This window comes from Roseovarius aestuarii, from assembly GCF_019966515.1.
GTDB classification, from domain to species: domain Bacteria; phylum Pseudomonadota; class Alphaproteobacteria; order Rhodobacterales; family Rhodobacteraceae; genus Roseovarius; species Roseovarius aestuarii.
In genome coordinates this window covers 142,070-165,866 of the sequence record NZ_JAIMIB010000007.1, presented here as the reverse complement: position 1 = coordinate 165,866, position 23,797 = coordinate 142,070, and the positions used below count along the sequence as shown (strand labels likewise).

General features: G+C 57.0%; 23 protein-coding genes. 14 read left to right on the top strand and 9 right to left on the bottom strand.

Going from position 1 to position 23,797, the window contains the following annotated elements; all coding sequences use genetic code 11:
• Positions 1-4 precede the first annotated feature (4 nt).
• Positions 5-373 (top strand): hypothetical protein, encoded by a 369-nt coding sequence (locus LC334_RS10940; protein WP_085800453.1) that lies wholly within the window; start codon positions 5-7, stop codon positions 371-373.
• On the opposite strand, the gene LC334_RS10935 is transcribed toward LC334_RS10940, so the two are convergent.
• The 5 genes from LC334_RS10935 to thrS form a co-directional block, all read right to left on the bottom strand.
• Positions 357-923 carry a DoxX family protein gene (locus LC334_RS10935; protein ID WP_085800454.1) on the bottom strand — a complete coding sequence of 189 codons (567 nt, stop codon included), beginning with the start codon at positions 921-923 and terminating at the stop codon, positions 357-359. The genes LC334_RS10940 and LC334_RS10935 overlap by 17 nt on opposite strands.
• Positions 923-1,681, bottom strand: coding sequence for an HvfC/BufC N-terminal domain-containing protein (locus LC334_RS10930; RefSeq protein ID WP_085800455.1), 759 nt, complete (start codon positions 1,679-1,681; stop codon positions 923-925). The genes LC334_RS10935 and LC334_RS10930 overlap by 1 nt, the downstream gene beginning before the upstream one ends.
• On the bottom strand, positions 1,678-2,535 hold the full coding sequence (gene bufB / locus LC334_RS10925; protein ID WP_085800456.1) for an MNIO family bufferin maturase: 858 nt from the start codon (positions 2,533-2,535) through the stop codon (positions 1,678-1,680). Before bufB ends, LC334_RS10930 begins: the two co-directional genes overlap by 4 nt.
• A 74-nt stretch (positions 2,536-2,609) precedes the next feature.
• Positions 2,610-2,912: a BufA1 family periplasmic bufferin-type metallophore gene (locus LC334_RS10920; protein ID WP_085800457.1), complete on the bottom strand. Its 303-nt coding sequence runs from the start codon at positions 2,910-2,912 to the stop codon at positions 2,610-2,612.
• A 254-nt stretch (positions 2,913-3,166) separates the two neighbouring features.
• On the bottom strand, positions 3,167-5,113 hold the full coding sequence (thrS, locus tag LC334_RS10915) for a threonine--tRNA ligase (protein ID WP_085800458.1): 1,947 nt from the start codon (positions 5,111-5,113) through the stop codon (positions 3,167-3,169).
• 365 nt (positions 5,114-5,478) lie between these two features.
• Between thrS and LC334_RS10910 the strand changes: the two genes are divergently transcribed.
• The 4 genes from LC334_RS10910 (at position 5,479) to LC334_RS10895 (ending at position 8,278) form a co-directional block, all read left to right on the top strand.
• On the top strand, positions 5,479-5,724 hold the full coding sequence (locus LC334_RS10910) for a hypothetical protein (RefSeq protein WP_085800594.1): 246 nt from the start codon (positions 5,479-5,481) through the stop codon (positions 5,722-5,724).
• A 533-nt stretch (positions 5,725-6,257) separates the two neighbouring features.
• A complete protein-coding gene (locus tag LC334_RS10905) occupies positions 6,258-7,016 on the top strand; it encodes an alpha/beta fold hydrolase (protein ID WP_085800460.1) in 759 nt (252 codons plus the stop codon).
• Positions 7,017-7,031: 15 nt separating this feature from the next.
• On the top strand, positions 7,032-7,475 hold the full coding sequence (locus tag LC334_RS10900) for a VOC family protein (protein WP_085800461.1): 444 nt from the start codon (positions 7,032-7,034) through the stop codon (positions 7,473-7,475).
• 77 nt (positions 7,476-7,552) lie between these two features.
• On the top strand, positions 7,553-8,278 hold the full coding sequence (locus LC334_RS10895) for an alpha/beta fold hydrolase (protein WP_085800462.1): 726 nt from the start codon (positions 7,553-7,555) through the stop codon (positions 8,276-8,278).
• Positions 8,279-8,283: 5 nt separating this feature from the next.
• Here LC334_RS10895 and phaZ read toward each other — a convergent pair whose 3' ends face one another.
• Positions 8,284-9,600: a polyhydroxyalkanoate depolymerase gene (gene phaZ / locus LC334_RS10890; RefSeq protein ID WP_085800463.1), complete on the bottom strand. Its 1,317-nt coding sequence runs from the start codon at positions 9,598-9,600 to the stop codon at positions 8,284-8,286.
• Positions 9,601-9,704: 104 nt separating this feature from the next.
• On the opposite strand from phaZ, the gene phaC reads away from it, so the two are divergent.
• The 4 genes from phaC to LC334_RS10870 all read left to right on the top strand — a co-directional run bounded on the left by phaC (position 9,705) and on the right by LC334_RS10870 (position 13,758).
• Entirely contained in the window at positions 9,705-11,510 is a 1,806-nt protein-coding gene (gene phaC, locus LC334_RS10885) for a class I poly(R)-hydroxyalkanoic acid synthase (RefSeq protein ID WP_085800464.1), read from the top strand.
• Between the two features lie 136 nt (positions 11,511-11,646).
• Positions 11,647-12,093 carry a phasin family protein gene (locus LC334_RS10880; RefSeq protein ID WP_085800465.1) on the top strand — a complete coding sequence of 149 codons (447 nt, stop codon included), beginning with the start codon at positions 11,647-11,649 and terminating at the stop codon, positions 12,091-12,093.
• 135 nt (positions 12,094-12,228) lie between these two features.
• Positions 12,229-12,786, top strand: coding sequence for a polyhydroxyalkanoate synthesis repressor PhaR (gene phaR, locus LC334_RS10875; RefSeq protein ID WP_085800595.1), 558 nt, complete (start codon positions 12,229-12,231; stop codon positions 12,784-12,786).
• A 6-nt stretch (positions 12,787-12,792) separates the two neighbouring features.
• Positions 12,793-13,758 carry a LysR family transcriptional regulator gene (locus LC334_RS10870; RefSeq protein ID WP_085800466.1) on the top strand — a complete coding sequence of 322 codons (966 nt, stop codon included), beginning with the start codon at positions 12,793-12,795 and terminating at the stop codon, positions 13,756-13,758.
• A 68-nt stretch (positions 13,759-13,826) separates the two neighbouring features.
• On the opposite strand, the gene LC334_RS10865 is transcribed toward LC334_RS10870, so the two are convergent.
• On the bottom strand, positions 13,827-16,028 hold the full coding sequence (locus LC334_RS10865; protein WP_085800467.1) for a primosomal protein N': 2,202 nt from the start codon (positions 16,026-16,028) through the stop codon (positions 13,827-13,829).
• 90 nt (positions 16,029-16,118) lie between these two features.
• Between LC334_RS10865 and fsa the strand changes: the two genes are divergently transcribed.
• From fsa to LC334_RS10845, 4 genes are read left to right on the top strand one after another with little or no spacing between them, the layout of a single operon-like run.
• Entirely contained in the window at positions 16,119-16,772 is a 654-nt protein-coding gene (gene fsa, locus LC334_RS10860) for a fructose-6-phosphate aldolase (RefSeq protein ID WP_085800468.1), read from the top strand.
• Between the two features lie 40 nt (positions 16,773-16,812).
• Positions 16,813-17,520: a DUF484 family protein gene (locus tag LC334_RS10855; protein WP_085800469.1), complete on the top strand. Its 708-nt coding sequence runs from the start codon at positions 16,813-16,815 to the stop codon at positions 17,518-17,520.
• Positions 17,517-18,431 carry a tyrosine recombinase XerC gene (locus LC334_RS10850; RefSeq protein ID WP_085800470.1) on the top strand — a complete coding sequence of 305 codons (915 nt, stop codon included), beginning with the start codon at positions 17,517-17,519 and terminating at the stop codon, positions 18,429-18,431. The genes LC334_RS10855 and LC334_RS10850 overlap by 4 nt, the downstream gene beginning before the upstream one ends.
• A 35-nt stretch (positions 18,432-18,466) precedes the next feature.
• Complete coding sequence (locus LC334_RS10845) at positions 18,467-19,159, top strand: CDP-alcohol phosphatidyltransferase family protein (protein WP_085800471.1); 693 nt, start codon at positions 18,467-18,469, stop codon at positions 19,157-19,159.
• 95 nt (positions 19,160-19,254) lie between these two features.
• Here the strand turns inward: LC334_RS10845 and LC334_RS10840 are convergent, their stop codons facing one another.
• Positions 19,255-19,710, bottom strand: a complete 456-nt coding sequence (locus LC334_RS10840; protein WP_085800596.1) for a methylated-DNA--[protein]-cysteine S-methyltransferase — start codon at positions 19,708-19,710, stop codon at positions 19,255-19,257.
• A gap of 363 nt (positions 19,711-20,073) precedes the next feature.
• Here LC334_RS10840 and LC334_RS10835 point away from each other — a divergent pair, with 363 nt between their 5' ends.
• Entirely contained in the window at positions 20,074-21,588 is a 1,515-nt protein-coding gene (locus tag LC334_RS10835; RefSeq protein WP_176237688.1) for a putative bifunctional diguanylate cyclase/phosphodiesterase, read from the top strand.
• 240 nt (positions 21,589-21,828) lie between these two features.
• Here the strand turns inward: LC334_RS10835 and acs are convergent, their stop codons facing one another.
• Entirely contained in the window at positions 21,829-23,778 is a 1,950-nt protein-coding gene (acs, locus tag LC334_RS10830) for an acetate--CoA ligase (RefSeq protein WP_085800473.1), read from the bottom strand.
• Positions 23,779-23,797: the final 19 nt, after the last annotated feature.

Sequence of the window (23,797 nt, the reverse complement as noted above, 5' to 3'; positions counted from 1 at the left end):
ACTGATGCGTAATGCGGCACTTGTTCTGGGTATCATTGGCGGTGTTTTTGCCATGTTCGTCGGTTTTTTCGGCTATGGATATACCGAGGCGATCGAGCGGTTCGGCGAGATCGATGGCCTTGCCCATCAGGTGGACAACGTGGATTTGATCCGCATTGCCAGCTTCCTGTCCCCCGTGCTGGCCATCGCTGGTGGTGCCATGGCCAGTGCACGTGCTTTATGGGGGGGAATGTTGATGCTGATCTCAGCCGGGCTGATGTATTATGCCTTCGGTTTCAGTGTCTTCACCATGTTCCCCATCGGGTTTACCCTGCTGGGCGGACTGCTGGCCGTTGCAGCCGGAAAACCGGATGAGCCTAAAGCTCATTTTTAGGCTCGGCGTTGTTGGCGAGCACGCGGTCCACTGAAATCGGGCCTGCCCCTTTGAAAACGATCACCAACAGCAGGAAAATCCACAGCGCCCGCTGATCCATGATGATCGCGTCCGGCATCTTGTCGAACCATGCTCCGACCGACGCCGCCTCATTGATCACACCGTGGCCGTAGAGGTCTGTCAGAGTCTGCACTGCGATAAATCCGATCATACCAAGCGCAGCCAGACGGCTGAATAACCCGATAACGATCAACAGCGGCAGCAGGAATTCGGCATAGGTACCGGCCAGAACAACCAGCGTGTGAAAGATTGACAGTTCCGCTGCATCATAGTTCGCCGCTTCCATCGCCTTAGGGAAAATCTGGGCATATGCGTTGAAGGATGGGCTGAAGAGGCCAAGAAAGCCATCGCCCAGTTTGGTGGCGCCGGAGACCCAGAAATAGAACAGGAAGAGCGCGGCAAAGAGAAAGCGCGCGAGTGTCGGTAACAACCAGCTTGCGCGTTCAAGTCGACCGAACACGGCATCATGCAAGGAAATCAGCGCGTACATCAATCATCTCCAGTAGTTATGTGTGTGATGGCCTGGGCTGACAGCAGAAGGCCAAGGGCTTGCGACAGATCGAAGGTGTCATGTGCGGCCTGCGCGCTCTCGTTGGCATCCGCCAGCATTTCTCCCCGCATCATCGCGGCGATAAAATCTGCCGTTCCCGGTGAGATAGGGATCACTTCGGGGTCGAATTCCGGCCGATGGATAAGTACGTCCTGCGCACCACCGGTTGGCTTGGGCGCGCCGTCTTCAAGATTATAGGCCCATATCTGATGGATCGGCCAGGAAGAGCGGACAAGCCGCACGGATGGCGCAAGGTCGAACCGAGCCGATGCAAGCGCGTCCGGCGCCAAAGCCTGGAGGTCTTCAGGGTCGATTGGGGTCGCATCTGCAGAGTGATACGAGACCCGCACAGCTTGTTCCAGCCGGGCAACGTCGGGCAGATAGCCGATATGGGAGAGCTGCTCGATTCCGGCCAGAAAATCGGGGAAGGCCGCACCATATTGCATCATGATCGGCGTTTCGGGTGGATGCTGGCGCAGGAAGATACCCGACAGCCCCTTGAAATTCTGCTCGCCCAGTAACTTTGCGATGGCTGGGAAGCTCAACTCCAGCGCCTCCGTCAGGCTAACGGCGACATTATTGCGATAAACTGAAAACCGGCTGCCCGCAGGCTGGCCCAACCCGTCGCTCAACCCGCCGGGTACGGCTTGCGAAGGGTCCAGCAAAGCCGTGTGGAACGTTGTTTGTGAAACATTCATGCTGGCACTTTCTGAAGTGCATTGGCCGCGCGTTCGGCTTCTGCCGCCAGTTCAGCCCATTCGGGGATATTTGCATCCCACTCGATCAGGATGGGGCGAACACCGGATCTTTCCAGCGTGTAGTCCAGCAAGGTCCAGACCGGATCGGCGACTTCGCGTCCATGACTGTCGATCAGCAGTGGCGCTCCGTGGTCATCGGTTTCCTCATCATGTCCGCCCAGATGTATCTCGCCGACGCGGGCCAGCGGAAAGGCATCGATATAGGCGTAAGGGTCGATCTGTAGGTTCGTGGCCGAGACAAAGACGTTGTTCACATCCAGCAACAGGCCACAGCCGGTGCGTTTGGCTACCTCGTCGAGGAACTCGGTCTCGGCATAGGTACTTTCGTCAAAGGCCAGATAGCTTGAGGGGTTTTCCAGCAGCATCTGGCGGCCAACGACCTCTTGCACCTGATCAATGTGATCGGCAACACGGGAGAGGGTGGCCTTGGTATAGGGCAGGGGTAGCAGATCATTCAGGAAGTGGCTGTCATGGGTGGACCACGCCAGATGTTCCGAAAAACTCTCTGGTTGCAGCCAGTTGCAGATATGCTTGAGACGGGCGAGATGATCCGCATCAAGCTCCGTTTCACCACCAATGCTAAGGCCGACGCCGTGCACGGAAATTGCAAACTGCTCTGACAGATGGCGAAGCTGCGCAATCGGGCGACCGCCATCACCCATATAGTTTTCGGCATGGATCTCCAACCATTCCACCGGTGCGGCATCATTCAGGATATCGCTAAAATGCTGCGGTTTGTATCCCACTCCCGGCGCAGCAGGAAGGGCAGGGAATTTCGGTGAGTTATCCAGCATGACGATTGCTTTCAGTCAGGTCGGAAGCGGAAGGGGGGATGCGCATGTTCATCCTATGCGCATCCCGGGTTTGGTTAGGACGGCAGGTCGCGGCTCAGCTCTTCCAGCGAACCTTGACGTGGAGTGCCGTCTGCCGTTGCAGGCAGTTCAATCTCGGCACAGGTACCCGCGTCAACAAGCGTCCAGGCATTGCCTTGGTAATCGACGGTCGAGGTGCCTGCACAGGTGGTGCCTGCACCGGCTTTGCAGCCGTTTTCGCCTGCCAGAGCAACGCCATAGCACTTTTCTTTTCCAGCTGCGCTTACGCTAGTGGCCTGAGCTGCGATAGCTGCGGTGACTGCGCCAGCAATGGCTACGGTTTTCATCATCTTCGACATTCGGGAAGCTCCCTAATCAGTTACATCACGTCGCGTTTGGCGACGGGTTCATCTTATCGCCGTGGCGGCGATAGGTAGAACATAATTGCGGAGGTGGGCAGAAAACCACTCACGACATCGTTAGACACGGGCGTGTCAGGACGCGTGAAGCCGATAGGGTTGCGCAACTTTATGATTATAAAGGAAAATAGAGAAAGCTCTCGGCCGAAAGCTTGTGTAATGTTACAGCTTCCGGCCGAGGAAACGGGTGTTTGTTACAGCAAGTCGGGGGGCGTCGCCTCGCGGGCCAGTTCAATTGTAACAGTATCAAGCGGCTCAACGCTGGTTTGTTTCTGTCCCAGGCGTCGAACCGAGACAGTATCGTTCTCAATTTCCTTCATGCCGCAGGCCAGAATGACCGGCACTTTGCCAACCGAATGTTCGCGCACTTTGTAGTTGATCTTCTCATTGCGCAGGTCGGCCTCGGCTCGGATGCCCGCAGCGGTTAACGTATCAACCACTTTCTGCGCATAGTCGTTTGCCTCTGTGACGATGGAGGCGACGACTACCTGGTGCGGGGCCAGCCAGAAGGGTAGTTTGCCGGAATAGTTTTCGAGCATGATGCCGAGGAAGCGTTCAAAACTGCCGAGGATCGCACGGTGCAACATAACGGGGCGGTGTTTTTCGCCATCCGCACCGATGTAGGACGCGTCCAGCCGGTCGGGCAGGTTGAAATCCGCCTGGAAGGTGCCGCATTGCCATTCACGCCCGATGGCATCGGTCAGTTTGAAATCCAGTTTCGGACCGTAGAAGGCGCCTTCGCCGGGATCGACCTCGTAATCGTTGCGCACGCTCAGGATTGCTTTTTCCAGCGCTTCTTCCGCCTTGTCCCACACTTCGTCCGATCCGACCCGCACCTCGGGGCGCGTGCTCAGCTTGATGTCGAAGCTTGAGAACCCCGCATCGCGGTAGATATCCGACAGAAGGTCGATGAATTTCGAGGTCTCTTCTTCGATCTGATCTTCGGTGCAGAAGATATGCGCGTCATCCTGCGTGAACCCGCGTACCCGCATCAGCCCGTGCAGCGCACCATGCGCTTCGTATCGGTGGCACGAACCAAATTCCGCCAGACGCAGGGGCAGATCGCGATAGGATTTCAGGCCCTGATTGAAAATCTGAACGTGGCAAGGGCAGTTCATCGGCTTGAGCGCATTGGTGCGTTTTTCGTTGGCGTGCTCTTCGTCGATCTCCGTGATGTACATGTTTTCACGGTATTTATCCCAGTGGCCCGAGGCTTCCCAGAGTTTGCGGTCAACCACTTGCGGGGTCTTGATCTCCTGGTATCCGGCCTTGGTCAGCTTGCGACGCATGTAATCTTCGAGCGCGCGGTAGATCGTCCAGCCATTGGGGTGCCAGAACACCATGCCGGGGGCTTCTTCCTGAAAATGGAACAGTTGCATCTCACGACCCAAGCGGCGGTGATCGCGCTTTTCCGCCTCTTCGAGGAAAGTCAGATAGGCTTTGAGCTTTTCCTTGCCGGTGAACGCGACACCATAGATGCGCTGCAACATCGGTCGTTTGGAATCGCCGCGCCAATAGGCGCCGGCGACGCTCATCAGTTTGAAGGCGTCGGCGGGCAGCTGCCCGGTATGTTGCAGATGCGGACCGCGGCACAGGTCTTGCCAATGCCCATGCCAATACATGCGAAGCGGTTCATCTCCGGGGATCGCTTCAATCAGTTCGACCTTAAAGGGCTCGCCTGCATCCTCGTAGTGCTTGATCGCGCGGGCGCGCTCCCAGATCTCGGTTCTGACCTCGTCGCGAAGATTGATGATCTCTTTCATCTTCTTCTCGATCAGCCCCAGATCTTCGGGCGTGAAGGGCTCGGCGCGGTCGAAGTCATAGTACCAGCCGTTTTCAATGACCGGTCCGATTGTGACTTTTACATCGGGCCAAATTTCCTGCACCGCACGCGCCATGACATGGGCCAGATCGTGGCGGATCAGCTCATTCGCCTGTACTTCGTCCTTCATCGTATGGATGCTGATTTCCGCATCCCTTTCGATGGGCCATTGCAGGTCCCAGTGTTGACCATCCACGGTCGCGGAAATCGCCTTTTTCGCCAGCGAAGTTGAGATATCGGCGGCAATGGCGGCAGGGGTGATGCCGGCGTCATAAGAACGTGCATTGCCATCGGGAAAGGTAAGGGAAATCTGGGCCATCGGCCTTAAGCTCCTCGTCGGTTTGGCGCCCACGGAACGCCCGGTTGCGGGTTATTTACAGGGCGCCTATGTGACTTGAGCGGAATGCCAAGTCAAGCCTTACGCGGTTTCTTGCTGCCCAAAAAGGTGGCGTGCGCTTCTGCTATCTCATCTTAATGAATCTGCTAAGCGGTTGAAGGGGCAGCGATACTCATTTTGGGTGTGCGATAGTATCCCGTATTTGTGCGCCGCCGTATACATAGATATCCCGTAACATATTGACGCATTTATATAATTCTAGTGGACATGCCATCCGGCATGCGTATCTTTGGGCCTAATGCTGGTCGCAAAACCGGGACGCTGCAGAGACTGAGAAGGAGCTTATGATGACGTCGTATAACGTGAATTTCGAACTATCGGTTGAGGATGTCGAACTGATCGAAGCGGCATTGCAGAATTCCGGACAGGATTTGTCGAGCCGCCTTGTCAGTAGCGAGAAGCGGCAGAATGAAACTTTCCGCCCGGGGCAGGATTGCGACGAAACGTTGAGGCAGATACAAGATTTGCTGGGCCGTTTGCATAATCAGAAAGTGTTCTATCGCCCGCGAGCCGGGGCCTATATCGGCGGCTGATCGCGGTCGCAGCGGATTACGAAGAGCCGGGGTATCGCATCCCGGCTTTTTTATTTTCAGGGTATTGAACTGCTCTGTTGCGGCTGGAAGGTATGCACTTGTGCGCTAAAGTATACGAAAATATACTGTAACAGCCTGAAACAAAAAGGTATTTTCAATCGAAATCTAGATGGTTAATGTGCCGTTGAGCGCCCCTATAAAAGCGCTGAAAAAGTGTCGATGTCACGAGAAATGAACCGATGGTTTATGAACAGCAAGAAAACCGTACGTATGAGCGCGGCGACGCGGATGAGCGGGACGAGCCAGTCGCATCCTGGAGCGAGCCGGCATCACCGGTAACAGCCGTAATACCGCAATTGCCATGGCAAGGCGTCAGCACGGGGCGCGATGGTCTGCTGCGGCGTATCGAAAACGTTCTAGGCTCAATCAGCTGATCTGACCTGCGGCCAGTACTGCCTGTAATTGCCGGGTTGATTCTTTCCCGGTGATGCGTCCAAGTCGCTCTGACGAAATTTCGGTTCAGGGGACAGGATATGGCACAACCCGACTTTCTGGAAACGGCTTCCGGGCGCAGCATCGCCTATCACCAAATTGCCGGGGACGCACCCGGCGTGGTGTTTATGGGTGGGTTCGTTTCGGACATGCAGGGCACCAAGGCGGTCTATCTGGAAGATTGGGCGCGTCGGACAGGCCGGGCATACTTGCGTTTCGACTATTCCGGGCATGGGCAATCCTCGGGTGATTTTACCGAAGGGTCGATCGGCGACTGGGCCGCGGATGCCGCCGCCGCGGTTGGGGCGTTGTCCAGCGGGCCACAGGTTCTTGTAGGGTCCTCCATGGGGGGCTGGATTTCTCTGTTAACCGCGCGCGCCATGCCCGAGCGGGTGGCCGGGATGGTCACCATTGCGGCGGCCCCCGATTTTACGGAGGATTCGATGTGGGCGGGCTTCGATGACGCGCAGCGCTCCGAGATGATGGCAAAAGGCCGGATTTCACTGCCAAGCGATTATGGTGAGCCGTATGTCATCACCCGGCGCCTGATCGAAGATGGCCGCAACAGCCTGGTTTTGCGCGATCCTCTGCCACTTCCATTCCCCGTCCGGTTTTTGCAGGGCACGGCAGATGCCGATGTGGACATGTCGGTTGCATTGCGGCTGCTTGATCACGCCGAGGGGTCCGATATGCGTCTGACCCTCGTCGATGGCGCCGATCACCGGTTTTCCGACCCCGTCGCTTTAGCGCTGATCGAAAGCTCCATTGAGGACGTGTTGGCATTGGCGAGACAGGACTGAAGAAAGGAAGCATTGATGGATCAGCGCGTTTCCCTTATCACACTCGGCGTTCGGGACACCGAGCGTTCGGCCCGGTTCTACGAGGATCTTGGTTGGCGCAGGGTTGAGACACCCGATGGTGTGGTTGCCTTTGATCTGATTGGCCAGACGCTTGGCCTTTATTCACTAGACGCTTTGGCGGATGAAATTGGCCTGCCGGTCGATGATTTGGGGCATGGCGCCATGACGTTGGCCCATAACGTCTCTGAAAAAAGTGCCGTAGACGCGCTGATCGCGGCGGCGGACAGGGCCGGAGCGACAATCCTGAAACGACCTTCTGATGTGTTTTGGGGCGGGTATCATGGATATTTTGCGGATCCCGATGGTCATATCTGGGAAATAGCACATAATCCCTTTTCTCCCCTGTCGCCTGACGGCGCATTTCGCTGGAATGGCTTCGAGGTCACCACAAATAGTTGACGTTGCGCGCAGTTATGACAAGTTATGGTTGAGCGAAATCACAGGCACCTGGCCCAAGACATGAAGGATGCGACCCTATGCATACACCTGTAGTGTTTTTGCCGGGTTTGATGTGTGATCTGCGGGTTTTTGCGATGCAATTGCTCGAATTTGGCCGTGATCGGGCCGTCACTGTTGCCCCGGTTACGATGGGCGAGCGGATCGAAGAGATTGCTTCCAACATTCTGGATCGTGTGCCGCCGAAATTTGCCCTCGTGGGGTTGTCCATGGGCGGTATCGTTGCGATGGAAATTCTGCGCCGGGCACCGGATCGGGTGACACGCCTTGCCTTGATAAGCACGAATTCGCTTGCCGAAACACCGCAATCCGCTGCCGATTACGAACCCATGATCATCAAGCTGCGGTCTGGGAAACTGGAAGAGGCGGTTGAGGGCCTGATGCCGCCGGAACATATTGCGGCCGGTCCGGGGCGGGCCGCGGTGATGGCCGAGCTTCTGGAGATGGCTGGTGATATGGGCCCCGAGGCGATCATTCGTCAGATCAGGGCATTGCAACGCCGACGAGACTACCAATCGGTGCTGCGCCGCTGTCAGGTCCCTGCGCTCGTTCTTTGTGGTGATCAGGACAATCTGACGCCGGTCAAGCGCCACACGCTAATGTCCGAGCTGATACCCTATGCCAAGCTTGCCGTGCTGGAAGGGGTGGGCCATCTGCCGACATTGGAAGCCCCCAGTGCGACAAACGACGCCCTGCATAGCTGGCTGAAACAGCCATTTGTCTTGCAGTCTCGCGTAAAAGTCTGACCGGATCAGGCTGCGGCGTTCTTGTTCGCCGGCTGATCGACTTTGCCTTTTGGCTTTTTGCGCGGTGAGGTCCGTTTACGCGGCTCCGGCGCATCGCTGTTGGTATCGATGAAGTCCAATACCAGCGGGCGAATATTGTTACGCCAGCTGCGGCCCGCGAAGATGCCGTAGTGACCCGCGTCGGGTTCGACATAACTTGCCTTCTTGCTGTCAGGCAGTCCGGTACAGAGATTCAGCGCTGCAATACACTGACCCGGTGCGCTGATATCGTCTTTGCCGCCTTCGACGGTTTTGACCGCAACGTTGGTGATTTTACCGAAATCAATCCTATGACCATCCACCACAAACTCGTTCCGTGCGATTTCAAGGCCCTTGAAGATACGTTCGACGGTCGAAAGATAAAACTCCGCCGGCATGTCCATCACTGCAAGATATTCGTCGTAGAACTTGTTATGCGGGTCGCGATCGCTGGCCTTGCCCTGCGCGACGCGGGAAATCTGATCCATAAAGGCCTTCATATGGCGTTCGTTGTTCATCGACATGAACGAGGCAAGCTGCAACAGGCCGGGGTAGACCATGCGACCCACGCCGGGATATTTGAACCCCACACGTTGGATCATGGTTTCCTCAAGCTGACCCATGGTGACGCGCCGCCCAAAGTCGGTGACGTCCGTTGGCGTGGCATCGGGATCAATCGGTCCGCCGATCAGGGTCAGCGACCGCGGTTGAGCGTCGGGATCCTGCTCGGCAAGATAGGCCGTAGCCGCCAACGTCAGCGGAACCGGTTGGCAAACCGCGATGACGTGCAGGTCGGAGCCCAGTTCGCGCATGAAATCGACGAGGTAGAGCGTATAATCCTCGATATCGAACTTACCGGCCGACACGGGGATATCGCGGGCATTGTGCCAGTCGGTCACGTAGACCTCGCAATCGGGCAGAAGTGACCGCACGGTCGAACGCAGAAGTGTGGCGTAGTGGCCCGACATCGGCGCCACCAGCAGAACCCGGCGGGCCATTTCCTCGCGGCCTGAGACGTCGAAATGGATCAGATCCCCAAATGGACGGCTGATCACGGTTTCGATGTTGATCAGGTGATCGCGGCCATCCTCGCCTGTGATACTTTCAATACCCCAGTCGGGTTTCGTCACCATGCGTTGGAACGTGCGTTCGGTCACTTCGCCCCACGCAGCCATCCATTGGAAGGCAGGATTTGGCGCAAGGCTGAAAACCGGATATGATGAGAGCGAAAGGGCGGTGGCGCCCAACCACTGATTGGTGTTACGGAGGGTTTCCATCCAGTCATACGTGGCCATGTAGCGCATGTTATATCTCCTCGGGGCGGATCGCCCGGTTACATTCGTCGCACTGCCCTCCCGCAGCGCAACGCTATGCTGCATAGCAGAAACTCTAGAAGGATTTCTTCAATATGGCAACGCAAGAGGATACCGAAGCCGTGAATATCGAGAAGTTGAACGAAAACCTTGCGCGCGTCGAGGGGCTTTCAAAAAGGCTGGTAGAAGCATTTTCGCAACGTAATCCGGCCAACCCCTCACTTGGCGGGCCCTCACCGGATTTGTTTGCGAAAGCAGCCACTTCCTATTGGACCGAGATGCTTGAAAACCCCGGGAAACTGTTTGAGAACCAGCTTGAATATTGGGGCAAGTCGGTTCGGCACTACATCGATGCCCAGCAATTATTGCTGCAAAGCGGCACCACAGAGGACGCGGTTGCAGAAAAAACCGGGCCAAAAGACAAGCGTTTTGCGAATCCTTTATGGGACACAAACCCGTACTTCAAATACATCAAAGACCAGTATCAGCTAAACGCCCAGGCGATCGAACAGGCCGTGGATGGCGTGGATGACCTTGACGCCAAGGAGCAGCGACGCCTGGCTTATTTCTCGCGCCAGATCATCGACATGATGTCGCCGACGAATTTTCTGGGCACCAATCCCGATGCGCTGGAGAAGGCGGTTGAAACCGAAGGCGAATCGCTTGTCAAAGGGTTGGAGAATCTGGTCGCTGATCTTGAGGCCAATAACGGCGAGATGGTCGTGCGGCTGGCGGACGAAAGCGCTTTCGAGTTGGGCGGCAATGTCGCGACAACACCGGGCGAGGTAGTATTCCGCAACCGCATGATGGAACTGATCCAGTATGCACCATCGACTGAGCAGGTTCACGAAGTGCCGTTGGTGATCTTCCCACCCTGGATCAACAAGTTCTACATTCTGGACCTGAAAGAGCAAAACAGCCTGATCAAATGGATCGTTGATCAGGGGTATACGCTTTTTGTCGTATCCTGGGTGAATCCGGATAAGTCCTTCGCTGACATTGGCATGGAAGATTACATTGAAGAGGGTTTTCTGACCGCGATTCGGGAAGCGAAGGCAATCACCGGCCAGAAGCAGGTCAACGCCGTTGGCTATTGCATCGCGGGAACGACCTTGCATCTGACCCTCGCCTTGCTGGCCAAGCGCAAGGACAATAGCATCAAGTCTGCAACCTTCTTTACCGCGCTGACTGATTTTTCAGAGCAGGGCGAATTCCTACCGTTCCTTCAGGACGATTTCATTGACGGGATCGAGGAAGAAGTGAACGAGCAGGGCGTGCTGCGTTCGTTTATTCTGGGGCGAACGATGTCATTCCTGCGGTCGAATGATCTGATCTACACGCCCGCCATCAAAAGCTACATGATGGGCGAAACACCCCCGGCGTTCGATCTGCTCTACTGGAACGGCGACGGGTCGAACCTGCCAGCGAAAATGTCCGTCGATTATCTGCGCGGTTTGTGCCAGCGCAACGAGTTTATCGCGGGAGGCATCGAATTGTTGGGTGAAAAGCTGACGATCAACGATGTGAAAGTGCCACTGATGTCGATCACCTGCCAGACCGATCATATCGCGCCGTGGAAAGACTGCTATCGCGGGTTCCAGATGACTGGTGCCAAGGACCGGACTTTTATTGTATCGGAATCGGGCCATATCGCGGGGATCGTGAACCCACCATCCAAGAAGAAATATGGCCACTACACAAATGACGATCTGGGACTGAGACCCGACGACTGGATGGACGGCGCGGATTACCATGAAGGCTCGTGGTGGCCGCGCTGGGAAACGTGGCTGCGCAAGCGGTCAGGCAAGAAAATTGAAGCGAGGGAACCGGGTGATTCGAAGCATAAACCCCTGAGTCCCGCTCCTGGCACTTATGTAAGGCGCAAATCAAACGATTTATAATCAAGGTCTTAGAGGCTTTTAGAATTATTTTGCTGCAGTGCAGAAAAAAATACTTGAAATGCTGCGATGCAGCATGCATATTCTTGGCATACGCAGAACCGCGGTGGACCCGCGATGAACACCAAGGATTAGTACAATGGCAAAAGCACAAGACATCAACACCGTCATGAAAGACATCATGGGCGCATTCCCCGTCGACACCAAAGCGATGGAAGACGCGTTCAAGAACCAGGCCGCTCTGAGCGAAAAACTGTCGGGCGTTGCTCTGACAGCTGCTGAGCAATCGGCTGAAATCTCGAACAAATGGACCAAAGAAACTCTGGCCAAACTGAACGACATGACCAAAGCGAAAACCGAGCCGGCTGACTATGCAAAAGCCGTAACCGATTTCGCCTCGGCCAGTGCCGAAGTTGCCGCCGAGAACATGGCCGCCTTCGCTGAAGTTGCCAAGAAAGTCCAAATGGAAACTGTTGAGCTGCTGATGGCGGCTGGCAAAGACATCCAGGAAGACACAGCCAAAGTCGTCAAAAAAGCAACCGACGACGTGACAGCTGCTGCTAAAAAAGCTTCGGCCGTTAAGTAAGACCCGCTTTACGCACCCGATACCTCCCTGTCGGGTGCTCAAGCGAAGAGCGAGCCATTTCGGCTCGCTCTTTCTTTTTGTGCTGCAGTAGCATAAGCTTTGCTGCAGCGCTGCATTTTCGGGGAGGAACGCACCGTGGCTGACACCAAGAAACCGTTGCTGATCAAGCGTTACGCAAGCCGGCGGCTCTATAATACCGAAACCTCGGATTACGTTACGCTGGAAGATATTGCCGAGTTTATCCGCGACGGGCGTGAGGTGCAGATTATCGACCTGAAATCCGGTGATGATCTGACACGGCAGTATCTGCTGCAAATCATCGCCGAGCACGAAAGCCGTGGCGAAAACGTGCTTCCGATCAATGTGCTGAACGACCTTGTGCGTAGCTACGCCAGCCATGCGACCAGCATGGTGCCGGAATTTCTTCAGAACAGTTTCGAAATGCTGCGCGAAAGCCAGTCGAAGATGATGGAAAACATGACCAAGGCCAATCCTCTGACAGGGATGCCGGGGCTGGAGGCAATGCGTGCGCAGCAGGAGGCGTTCATGAAAGCAATGGCCGGTGGCCTGAGCAGCATGGGGACGACGGCGCAGGAGACCTCGGAAGACGAGGATGGCGACGACGACAATCTCGACGAGATCAAAAAACAGCTTTCGGATCTTCAGGACAAGCTGTCGAAATTGGGCAAATAGACTCAGATGGTTGATAGCCCGGGCCGAATAACCCTTTGGGGAATCGAAGTGTTCATGGCGGCCGCCGATGAGCGTTCGATCTCGGCAGCTGCCCGACGCTTAGGGGCCAGCCCATCGGCGGTCTCCCAGCAACTGACCAATCTGGAATCCGCTGTGGGCGCGACACTGCTGCAGCGAAATGCTCGGCCGATCCGTCTGACCCCGGCGGGCGAAATCTTGCACCGGCGCGCCCAGACCATTCTGAATGAAACCGCACAGGCCAGGGCAGAACTGGCAATGTCGGATCTTTCGCGTCTGACACGATTCCGTCTGGGTATGATCGAAGACCTCGAGGCGGATGTGACGCCACAGCTTTTGACCCATATGGCGGGTGAGCTAAAGGGCTGTCAGTTTCTGCTTGAGACCGGTGCCAGTCATTATCTCTATGACCAGTTGGATGCGCGGTCGCTGGATGTGATCGTGGCGGCCGAGCTTGGCGCCGAGGAGGAATGGGTAGAGGTGCATCCGCTCATGCGCGAGGGTTTTGCCATCGCCGCCCCGCGCGGCGTCATCGACATGGACGGTGATCGTTTGCGTCAGCTAAAACGCCTGCCCCTGATCCAGTATACACAACGGCAGTATATGGGCCGTTTGATTGCCTCGCATCTTGCCCGGCAAAATATTACGCTGCCGCATCGTTTTGAGATCGACAGCTACCACGCCATTCTGGCGCTCGTGGGGCAGGGGGCGGGATGGTCGATTCTGACCCCGCTGGCGCTGATGCGCGCGCGGCGCTTCGCTGATCAGATTGACGTTTTTGAGTTGCCGTTCGAGCCACTCTCGCGCACCATTTCGCTCACTGCTCGTAAAGACATATTGCAGGACATGCCCGCGCAGGTGGCAGAGACGCTGAAACCGATCCTGAACGACACGATCGTGACGCCGGTTATTAAGAAATATCCGTTTCTTGCCGATACGCTGACGGTTTTCTGATAGGCTCAGCGTTAGGCGGCGATAGCGGGTACACGTCGACCGGTCAGACCTATCCGATCAACAAAAATCTAATAAAAGCTCTGGGGGTCGATATCGACACTTAACCTAAGCTGGTTTGATATTCTGACCTGACCGATCCAATCGGCAAGGGCGGTTTGCAGGGCGACGCCTTTAGGCGCCTTTACCAGCAGGCGCACGCGGTGGCGTCCGCGTATGCGTGCAATCGGAGCCGGGGCAGGGCCGAAAACCTGTGCCCCTATCCGGCGCAGGGGCGTATCCCGGCGGGCAAGGTCATTTCCCAGATCAAACACTTCCTGCATGTCAGGTGAAGACAGGATGATCCCAGCCATCCTACCGAATGGGGGAACCCCGGCATGTTGCCTTTCATTCGCTTCGGCACGCCAGAATCCCACCTCGTCGCCAGACAGGATGGCACGGATGACAGGGTGTTCGGGCTGAAATGTCTGTAGCAGCGCCGTGCCCTTGCGGGTACTGCGCCCCGCGCGCCCGGCAACCTGCCGCATTAGCTGAAAAGTTCGCTCGGCTGCCCGCAGGTCCGACCCCTGAAGCCCCAGATCCGCATCAATCACGCCGACAAGTGTCAGTAGTGGAAAGTTATGGCCCTTCGCCACAAGCTGGGTGCCGATGATGATATCCGCACCCCCCTCGGCAATCTGTTCGATCTGGGCTTTTAATGCCCGCGCCGATCCGAAAAGATCCGAGGAGAGGGTGGCGATGCGGGCATCGGGAAAAAGCTGAGCAGCCTCTTCGGTCAGGCGTTCGACGCCCGGGCCGACCGCGGCCAGCCTGTCTTCGGCCTCGCAGGAGGGGCAGGCAGAAGGGATGGGTCGGGTTTCGCCGCATTGGTGGCAGACCAGGCGCTTGAGAAACCGATGTTCGACCATCCGCGCATCGCAGTGATCGCAGCCCACTTGCTGCCCGCAGGCTCGGCACAGCGTGATCGGCGCATAGCCGCGTCGGTTGATGAACAACAGAGCCTGCTCGCCCCGCGTAATCCTGTCGTTGACAGCGGACTGCAAGGTTGGCGAAATCCACCTGTTCGACGGCAGTTTTTCGACTCGCATGTCGATGGGCCGGATATCCGGCATCACCGCGTCGCCGAATCGCGAGGTTAGCTCAAGCTTGCGATACTTTCCCGCCTCGGCATTGGTCCAGCTTTCAAGGCTGGGCGTGGCCGAGGCCAGCACAACTTGTGCCCCGCAGATCGACGCCCTGAGTACCGCCATGTCGCGCGCATTATAAAGCACGCCGTCCTCTTGCTTGTAGGAGGTGTCATGTTCCTCATCGACCACGATCAGCCCGAGGTTCTGAAACGGCAGGAACAGTCCAGAGCGTGCGCCCACAACCACCTGTGCCGCTCCCTGACCCACCATTTTCCAGACCCGGCGTCGTTCGGTCATGGTCACGCCCGAGTGCCATTCCGCCGGGGCCGCGCCGAACCGTGCGGTAAAGCGGGTCAGGAATTCAGCGGTCAGGGCGATCTCGGGCAACAGAACAAGCGTCTGGCGTCTCTGCCGCAGGGCCTCGGCGACCGCCTCAAGGTAGACCTCGGTCTTGCCCGATCCGGTGACACCGCGTAGCAGGGTAGTGCCATAGTCGCCAGATTTTATGCCGCTTATCAGTGTCTTGGCAGCGGTTTCCTGATCCTCGGTCAGATCCTTGCGGTCGAGATCGGGGTCAAGCGGCGGGAAGGGCAGATTGCGCGGTGAGGCCTCCTCATGCACAACGCCCTGTTTAACCAGCCCCTTGACCACCGAAGGCGAAACACCGGCCTGTTCGGCCAACTCCTTGAGGGTGAACGACAATCCGCCATAGGTGCGCAAAACCTCGATCACGCGGCGGCGCGCATCTGTGACGCGGTCCGGGTCGCCCTGTCCAATACGATAGATTTTCTGCATCGATGGCGGGTTACCCAATCCCGGTGCGCGGGTCGCCAGCCGCAGCATCGCGGGCATCGGTGTCAGCGTATAGTCAGCGGCCCGCCGCAGAAAATCCCGCATCTCCAGCCGCATCGGGGCTACGTCCAGCACCCGGATGATCGCGCGTGCCTTGCTGAGGTCAAAACCACCAGTCCCCGCCCCCCAGACAACCCCCGTCACCTTGCGCGGCCCCAGCGGTACCTCGACGAAAGCACCAAGGTGGCAACCGCCTTCGGGAGCCTTGTAATCCAGTGTGCCCCCAAGTGGCTGCGTCGTCAGCACCGCCACTAGTGATCCGGGGTCGAAGAAGCTGGGCAGATCGGCGGTCAACAGGCGCTCCGGTTCAGGGGTTTCGGCATCACACCCAATGAGGTAAACGCTAGAGGCAGAAACTCCAACCCGCGCAAATGGATCCCATACATGAAATTTTTCGTAGATACCGCCGAAGTTGATCAGATTGCCGAACTGAATGACCTCGGCATGGTTGATGGCGTGACCACCAACCCATCGCTGATCATGAAATCGGGCAGGGATATTCTGGAAGTCACCAAGGAAATCGCCGACATGGTCGATGGTCCGGTCAGTGCCGAGGTGGTCGCGACCGAGGCTGACGCGATGATCGCCGAAGGTCGCAAGCTGGCCAAGATTGCCGATAATATCGCCGTGAAAGTGCCGCTGACATGGGCCGGTCTGAAAGCCTGTAACGTGCTGACGAACGAAGGCAACATGGTGAATGTCACTCTCTGTTTCTCGGCCAATCAGGCGCTTCTGGCGGCAAAGGCTGGCGCGACTTTCATCAGTCCCTTCATCGGGCGGCTGGATGATATCAATCTCGATGGGATGGACCTGATTTCGGATATCCGCCAGATCTATGACAATTACGGCTATGAAACTCAGATTCTTGCGGCCTCGATTCGCTCGGTGAATCACGCCTATCAATCCGCGATGATCGGCGCAGATGTCATGACTGCACCGCCTAAGGTAATCAAGCAGATGGCTGAGCATGTATTGACCGACAAAGGGTTGGAAGCATTTTTGTCAGATTGGGAAAAAACAGGGCAGAAAATCCTGTGATCCCATGCTATAAGGGCGAAAAAGAAAACTGAGGCGTTTAATGAGTAGCAAGCCCGAGCTCGAAGACACCCTGCGTGAGCATATCATCGCGCAGCCTGACGTTATTCTTGAAGATCAAGACCTTATGCGGGCTCTGGTCGCGGCGAACGAGCGCGCAATGGGCGATAATATCGTCGATTTGCGCGGCATCGCCATGAAACGGCTAGAGGCACGGCTGGACCGGCTGGAAGATACGCATCGCAGCGTCATCGCTGCGGCTTACGAAAACCTGGCGGGCACTAATCAGGTGCACCGGGCGGTTCTACGGATGCTTGACCCGGTGGAGTTCGAGGCGTTCCTGATGGATCTCGGTGGCGAGGTGGCGGGCATTCTTCGGGTCGACATGATCAGGCTGGTGCTTGAGACCGTGCAGGATGAAAGCGATCCCGCGGTCAAGAAGCTGGGTGATGTTTTGACCGTCGCCGAGCCGGGGTTTATCGAAACCTATCTGGATACCGGGCGAAACACACCCGTGCGTCCGGTCACTCTAAGGCAGACCCACGAGGGCGATATGCGGATCTATGGCCGGGGCGCCGAGTTTGTTCGGTCCGAGGCCTGCCTCATGCTGGATTTCGGCGATGGGCGCTTGCCGGGGATGCTGGCACTTGGCTCGGAAGACCCGCATCAGTTCACGCCGCAGCAAGGTACTGACCTTCTTGCCTTTTTTGCGGGTGTTTTCGAACGGGCCATGCGCCGCTGGTTGTCATGATCTCATCTGCCGCTCGCGATGCGTTGCAGGGCTGGCTCGACGCTCGCAAAGCGCTTGGCGGGGCGGCAGAGAATACCATTGACGCCTATGGACGTGATGTCGCCGGTTTTCTGGCGTTCATGACGGAACACCGCGGCGAAACCCAGGGCCTCTCCGCGTTGGCGCGAATTTCGGTAGGCGATATGCGCAGCTGGATGGCGTCGGTGCGCGGGCAGAATGTGAGTGCGCGATCGCTGGCGCGGAAACTGTCAGCTGTGAAAAGCTTCTATCGCTGGCTGTCCGAGCGTGAAGGTTTTGAGCCAACCGCGGTGTTGGCGACCCGTTCGCCCAAGTTCCAGCGCAAACTGCCAAGGCCCCTGTCGGCTGAAGCGGCGCGGGACGTTATTGAAACCGTTGAGTTTCAACATGATACCCCATGGGTTGTCGCACGTGATCAGGCGGTGTTGACGGTACTTTACGGCTGTGGGCTGCGCATCTCCGAAGCGCTTGGTCTTACTGGGCGCAATCTGCCACTGGATGAAGTTTTGCGCATTACTGGTAAGGGTGGCAAGGAAAGGATCGTCCCGGTCATTCCCGCAGTGCGTCAGGCGATGGCCCGGTATCTGGCCCTATGCCCGCATCCGCAAGCCGATGACCTGCCGGTCTTTCGCGGTGTCAGGGGCGGTAAGCTGAACCCGCGCATCGTCCAGAAACTGATCGAAGGCGTTCGCCTGCAGCTTGGCCTGCCTGCGAGTGCAACGCCGCATGCGATGCGGCATAGTTTTGCCACCCATTTACTCAATGCTGGCGGAGACCTGCGCGCCATTCAGGAACTGCTCGGCCATGCCTCCTTATCCACTACACAGGCCTACACAGCGGTTGATACCGCCAGGTTGATGGAGGTCTATCAGGCCACCCATCCCAAAGCCTGATTGCACCTGCAGCAACTTTTCTGCATGAGGAACACATGACGCGTGAATTCAAGGCCTTAGCCGTTCATCTCTTTACCGCGACGGGGGCGGTGTTTGCCATGCTGGCGATGCTGGCTGCGGTGGACGAAAAGTGGAGTCTGATGTTCCTGTGGCTGGTCGTGGCTTTCGTTGTAGACGGCATTGATGGCCCGTTGGCGCGCAAATACGAGGTCAAGACCTATAGCCCGCAGTTCGACGGCAATATCCTCGATATGATCATCGACTACCTCACTTATATCTTCATCCCGGCCTTCGCACTTTTCAAATCGGGCCTTTTGCCGGGTTGGACAGGCTGGTTCGCGATCATCGTCATTACCTTTGCCAGCGCGCTATATCTTGTCGATACACGCATGAAAACAAGGGATAATTCCTTTTCCGGCTTCCCCGCATGCTGGAATATGCTGGTGCTGGTTCTCTTCGCGATCGAGCCTAATTTCTGGATCAGCCTCGTGCTTGTCGCGGTGCTGGCGGTGGCGATGTTCACACCGCTGAAGTTCATCCACCCGGTCCGGACCGAGCGGTGGCGGACACTTTCATTGCCCATCGCCCTTGCCTGGACCTTCTTTGCCGGATGGGCCGCCTGGGTCGATTTCCATCCACAAAGCTGGGCTCATTGGGGGCTGGTGGTGACATCGCTCTATCTGATTTTTGTCGGCATCGTGCAACAGATTGTTCCGGCACGCGGCTGAGGTGCCAAAACGTACGGGACGTACGTTCCGTATGCATAAAACGTACATAATCAGATCGGCCTCAGAGGGGGCACTTACGGAATATGCTTGCGGGCTCAGATCAGCAGGCCAGCGGCCTTTTCGTGGCGCAACAGCCAGACCTTGGTTTCAACCCCGCCCATGCCCGAAAATCCACCGAGGGTCGATGCGCCCAGAATCCGGTGGCAGGGAATGATCACCGGGATCGGATTGCCGCCACATGCGCCGCCGATGGCCTGCGCGGGAACGCCCAGTTCGGCGGCCAGATCGCCATAGGTCCGCGTCTCGCCCAGAGGGATGGCGTACATCGCATCGCAAACTGCGCGTTGCAGATCCGAGCCATCGACGTGGAGTGGCAGATCGAAGGTTTCAAGCTCACCCGCGAAATAGACGCGGAGCTGATCGACAGCGGCCTGTAATTCTGGCGTGATCTCACCCGAGGGATCATCCACCCACCGCACGCGAAAGATTTTGCCGTCACGGGCATCAACGGTCAGCGGGCCGATGGGTGTATCGAGAGAGGCGGAGGGCATGGAGATAGTGTGGTCGAACTTGCGATGCCCCTCAACCCGGAAGTTGCGGGATTTCATAACCTGCCTGATTTCAGACAAGCCAGCCAGGTGCAGCGAGACATGATGCGTCTACCCACGCCCTATGAGCAGAGACTTGCAGGCGAAGAGGTTCGTGCCGCTATTCGCTAAAATTCGAAGCAGTTCCGGGCCAGTGGTTTACCGAAACGCAGTCGATTTCCCGCAATTTGCCACGCACTCCAATTTTAGAACGAGTAAGATATGGTACCGGATTCATCGTTTTCGCTCCCTCGGTTCGCCAGGGCATCCGCTATACCTGCGGCGTTTTTTATCTCGGCAATCGTTACATGGCCGATATTGGCAGAAATGGAACTGTTCGAACGGTTTTATGAGTACAGCCGTGCGCATGAAGATTGGGATCTTGATGAGTTCGCTCTTCTTATCCTGAACCTTACGGTAGCTTTGATTTTTTCAATTGGTTTCCAATGGCGCCGGCTGAAAAAGCTTACTCTTGAACGCGAAGCCCAGCGTCAACGCGCCGAAAAAAATGCCCGCCACGATCCGTTGACGGGGTTGATGAATCGCCGGGCTTTCTCATCCGCGCTGGAGCAAATTGCGGATAAAGCCTCGAATGCAGATGAAAGAGGTATCGCGATGATCGATCTGGACCGGTTCAAGCCGGTCAACGATCTGCATGGCCACGCTGCTGGCGACCTGACACTGCAGACGGTGGCTCGAAGGCTGCGAGAAGAGGTTGGGCCGGACAATGTTCTGGCACGGCTTGGTGGTGACGAATTTGCGGTGATTTTCGAGAGTTCGGCTGATGTGCTTAAGATCGAGCGTGTGGTCCGGCGGATACTGCACACGATGGAAGATGCTGTCGAATACGAGGACAATCAGATTTTTATCAGTTGCAGCATCGGGCTGGTCAAATGGAATACCGCAACGTCCTGCGCCGAGGCGCTTCGGCGGGCCGATAAAGCCTTATATATGGCGAAGAATGAAGGCCGAGGCCGATTTGCCTGGTATGACGCTGAATTGGATCGCCAGTCCCACGAACGGGCAGAGATCGAAGCTGAATTGCGAGAAGCGATCATCAAATCCGATATCGAACCGTGGTTTCAGCCAATTATTGAGATCGAATCGAACAAGCTGATCGGATTTGAGATTCTAGCGCGTTGGAACCACAAGACGCGCGGTCAGATACCGCCCGATGTATTCATCGCTATTGCCGAAGATAGCGGCCAGATCGGCAGCCTTGGTCATAGCATATTGCGACGCGCCTGCATGTTAGCCACGCAATGGGATTCTGCGCTTTCGATTTCCTTCAATGTTTCGCCTTACCAGTTCCACGATCCAAAGTTGGTGGATCAGATCAAAGAGATACTGAAGGAAAGCGAGTTTGATGCGCGCCGGCTGACAATCGAAATTACGGAAAGTTCGGTCATTCATGATTTCAATGTTGCGCGGGCAAAACTCGATGCGTTGAAAGATCTAGGAGTCGCAGTAGCCCTTGACGATTTCGGAACCGGATATTCCAGCCTGGCAAGCCTGCGGCAACTGCCGTTTGATCGGATAAAGATTGACCGGAGCTTTGTCACCAACATCGCCGCGGAACCGCAAAATCAGAAAATTGTCACGGGCATTATGGCGCTTGCAAACGGGCTTGAGCTTGATGTGACGGCGGAGGGTATCGAGTCATCGGAGGACCTTGGTTATCTTCAGTCGCTGAATTGCTCGCTGGGGCAAGGTTTCCTGTTCGAAAAGGCGGTGCCCGCCGACCAAGTCTCATGGTTCCTGGAATCTAAGTGGGGCGACCTGAGAGTTGATCCAATTGAAGAGGGTTTCGAGCCACCCGAACACCTGCGTGATGCGGGCTGAAATCTGTGCGCAAAGCCGCTTCAGGCACGAATCTGACGCAGGGTGATCAGATATTTCAGCCGGATCGGTAGGGTTTCAATTCCTGTATGCGGGGACAGGGTTAGTATTGTTCGCTTTGTTCTTGATGAGGTGGTCGACGACCTGGATTTCGGCGAGCGGTGAGCAGCGTCTTGGAAAGCGTCCAGTGGACGCTTTCAGCCGCAAACGGGGAAAGACCCCGCAGACGTGTCACCATCGCCCTCACCCCCGATTCATCCGGTTTTCGATCAGATCGTCCACCACTGAGGGATCAGCGAGAGTCGAGGTATCGCCCAGGGCGCCGTAGTCGTTCTCGGCGATCTTGCGCAGGATGCGGCGCATGATCTTGCCCGAGCGGGTCTTGGGCAGGCCGGGGGCCCACTGGATCAGGTCCGGGGACGCGATTGGGCCAATTTCCTGGCGGACCCAGTTGCGCAGTTCCACCTTGAGCTCGTCGGTATATTCCTCGCCACCCATCAGCGTCACGTAGCAATAGATGCCCTGGCCCTTGATCTCATGCGGGTAGCCGACCACGGCGCTTTCCGAGACTTTGGGGTGGGCGACCAGCGCTGATTCCACCTCCGCCGTGCCCATGCGGTGGCCCGAGACGTTGATCACGTCATCGACGCGGCCGGTGATCCAGTAATCGCCGTCGGCATCGCGTTTGCAGCCGTCACCGGTAAAGTAATAGCCTTTGTAATCCGAGAAATAGGTCTTCTCGAACCGCTCGTGATCGCCCCAGACGGTGCGCATCTGGCCGGGCCAGCTGTCGCGGATGCAGAGCACCCCTTCGACATCATTGCCGTCGATTTCGGCGCCGGTGGTCGGCTCCAGCACGACAGGCTCGATCCCGAAGAACGGCTTCATCGCCGAGCCGGGTTTGAGCGCGTGGGCGCCGGGCAAGGGGGTCATCAGGTGACCGCCGGTTTCAGTCTGCCACCAGGTGTCCACGATCGGCACGGTGCCGCCGCCGACGATGTTGTGATACCACTCCCAGGCTTCGGGGTTGATCGGCTCACCCACCGTGCCCAGAACCTTTAGGTCGCTCAGGTCGCATTTGTTCACGTAATCATCGCCCTGGCCCATCAGCGCGCGTATCGCGGTGGGGGCGGTGTAGAACTGGTTGACCTTGTGCTTTTCGCAGACCTGCCAGAAGCGGGAGGCGTCGGGATAGGTGGGAACACCTTCGAACATCAGCGTGGTCGCGCCATTGGCGAGCGGTCCGTAGACGATATAGGAATGGCCGGTGACCCAGCCCACATCCGCGGTGCACCAGTAGATATCGCCCTCGTGATAGTCAAAAGTCAGCTCGTGCGTCATCGCCGCGTAGACAATATAGCCGCCAGTGGTGTGAACCACGCCCTTGGGCGCGCCGGTGGAACCGGAGGTGTAGAGAATAAACAGAGGATCTTCAGCATTCATCGGCTCGGGCGGGCAATCGGCGCTGACATTGGCCTGAACCTCGTGCAGCCAGTGATCGCGGCCATCTTCCATTGCCACATCGCCGCCGGTGCGCTGGACGACCAGCATCTTGCAGTCATGGGTGACGTTCTTGAACGCCTTGTCGGCATTGACCTTGAGCGCGGTGTTGCGACCGCCGCGTGGGGCCTCGTCTGCGGTGATCACCAGTTTCGCCTCGGACCCGTTCACCCGCGCGGCCAGCGCATCGGGCGAGAACCCGGCGAAGACGATGGAGTGGATGGCGCCGATCCGGGCGCAGGCCAGCATCGCGTAAGCCGCCTCGGGGATCATCGGCATATAGAGAACAACGCGGTCGCCCTTGCCCACGCCAAGCGCCTTATAGGCATTGGCCATCTTGCAGGTGTTCTCGTGCAGCTCCTTATAGGTGATGTGTTTCGCGGGTTCATCCGGGCTGTCAGGTTCCCAGATGATCGCGGTCTGATCGCTGCGGGCTTCAAGATGCCGGTCGATGCAGTTGGCGGCGATGTTCAATTCGCCGTCCTCAAACCATTTGATCGAGACGTTGCCGAAATCGTAGCTGACGTTTTTGACTTTGGTATAAGGCTTGATCCAATCGATGCGTTTGCCTTGTTCAGCCCAGAATGCGTCGGGGTCTTTGATCGAGGCGGCGTACATCTCATCATATTTCGCAGCGTCGATATGCGCGCCGGCGGTGAAATCATCGGAGGGAGAATAGGTTTTATCGGTCATCTCTGTCTCTTTTTAATTG

Coding starts and splice junctions, on each gene's coding strand:
- LC334_RS10940 (WP_085800453.1), top strand. CDS start 5: ATGCGTAATGCGGCACTTGTTCTGGGTATCATTGGCGGTGTTTTTGCC.
- LC334_RS10935 (WP_085800454.1), bottom strand. CDS start 923: ATGTACGCGCTGATTTCCTTGCATGATGCCGTGTTCGGTCGACTTGAA.
- LC334_RS10930 (WP_085800455.1), bottom strand. CDS start 1,681: ATGAATGTTTCACAAACAACGTTCCACACGGCTTTGCTGGACCCTTCG.
- bufB (WP_085800456.1), bottom strand. CDS start 2,535: ATGCTGGATAACTCACCGAAATTCCCTGCCCTTCCTGCTGCGCCGGGA.
- LC334_RS10920 (WP_085800457.1), bottom strand. CDS start 2,912: ATGTCGAAGATGATGAAAACCGTAGCCATTGCTGGCGCAGTCACCGCA.
- thrS (WP_085800458.1), bottom strand. CDS start 5,113: ATGGCCCAGATTTCCCTTACCTTTCCCGATGGCAATGCACGTTCTTAT.
- LC334_RS10910 (WP_085800594.1), top strand. CDS start 5,479: ATGACGTCGTATAACGTGAATTTCGAACTATCGGTTGAGGATGTCGAA.
- LC334_RS10905 (WP_085800460.1), top strand. CDS start 6,258: ATGGCACAACCCGACTTTCTGGAAACGGCTTCCGGGCGCAGCATCGCC.
- LC334_RS10900 (WP_085800461.1), top strand. CDS start 7,032: ATGGATCAGCGCGTTTCCCTTATCACACTCGGCGTTCGGGACACCGAG.
- LC334_RS10895 (WP_085800462.1), top strand. CDS start 7,553: ATGCATACACCTGTAGTGTTTTTGCCGGGTTTGATGTGTGATCTGCGG.
- phaZ (WP_085800463.1), bottom strand. CDS start 9,600: ATGCGCTACATGGCCACGTATGACTGGATGGAAACCCTCCGTAACACC.
- phaC (WP_085800464.1), top strand. CDS start 9,705: ATGGCAACGCAAGAGGATACCGAAGCCGTGAATATCGAGAAGTTGAAC.
- LC334_RS10880 (WP_085800465.1), top strand. CDS start 11,647: ATGGCAAAAGCACAAGACATCAACACCGTCATGAAAGACATCATGGGC.
- LC334_RS10870 (WP_085800466.1), top strand. CDS start 12,793: ATGGTTGATAGCCCGGGCCGAATAACCCTTTGGGGAATCGAAGTGTTC.
- fsa (WP_085800468.1), top strand. CDS start 16,119: ATGAAATTTTTCGTAGATACCGCCGAAGTTGATCAGATTGCCGAACTG.
- LC334_RS10855 (WP_085800469.1), top strand. CDS start 16,813: ATGAGTAGCAAGCCCGAGCTCGAAGACACCCTGCGTGAGCATATCATC.
- LC334_RS10850 (WP_085800470.1), top strand. CDS start 17,517: ATGATCTCATCTGCCGCTCGCGATGCGTTGCAGGGCTGGCTCGACGCT.
- LC334_RS10845 (WP_085800471.1), top strand. CDS start 18,467: ATGACGCGTGAATTCAAGGCCTTAGCCGTTCATCTCTTTACCGCGACG.
- LC334_RS10840 (WP_085800596.1), bottom strand. CDS start 19,710: ATGCCCTCCGCCTCTCTCGATACACCCATCGGCCCGCTGACCGTTGAT.
- LC334_RS10835 (WP_176237688.1), top strand. CDS start 20,074: ATGGAACTGTTCGAACGGTTTTATGAGTACAGCCGTGCGCATGAAGAT.
- acs (WP_085800473.1), bottom strand. CDS start 23,778: ATGACCGATAAAACCTATTCTCCCTCCGATGATTTCACCGCCGGCGCG.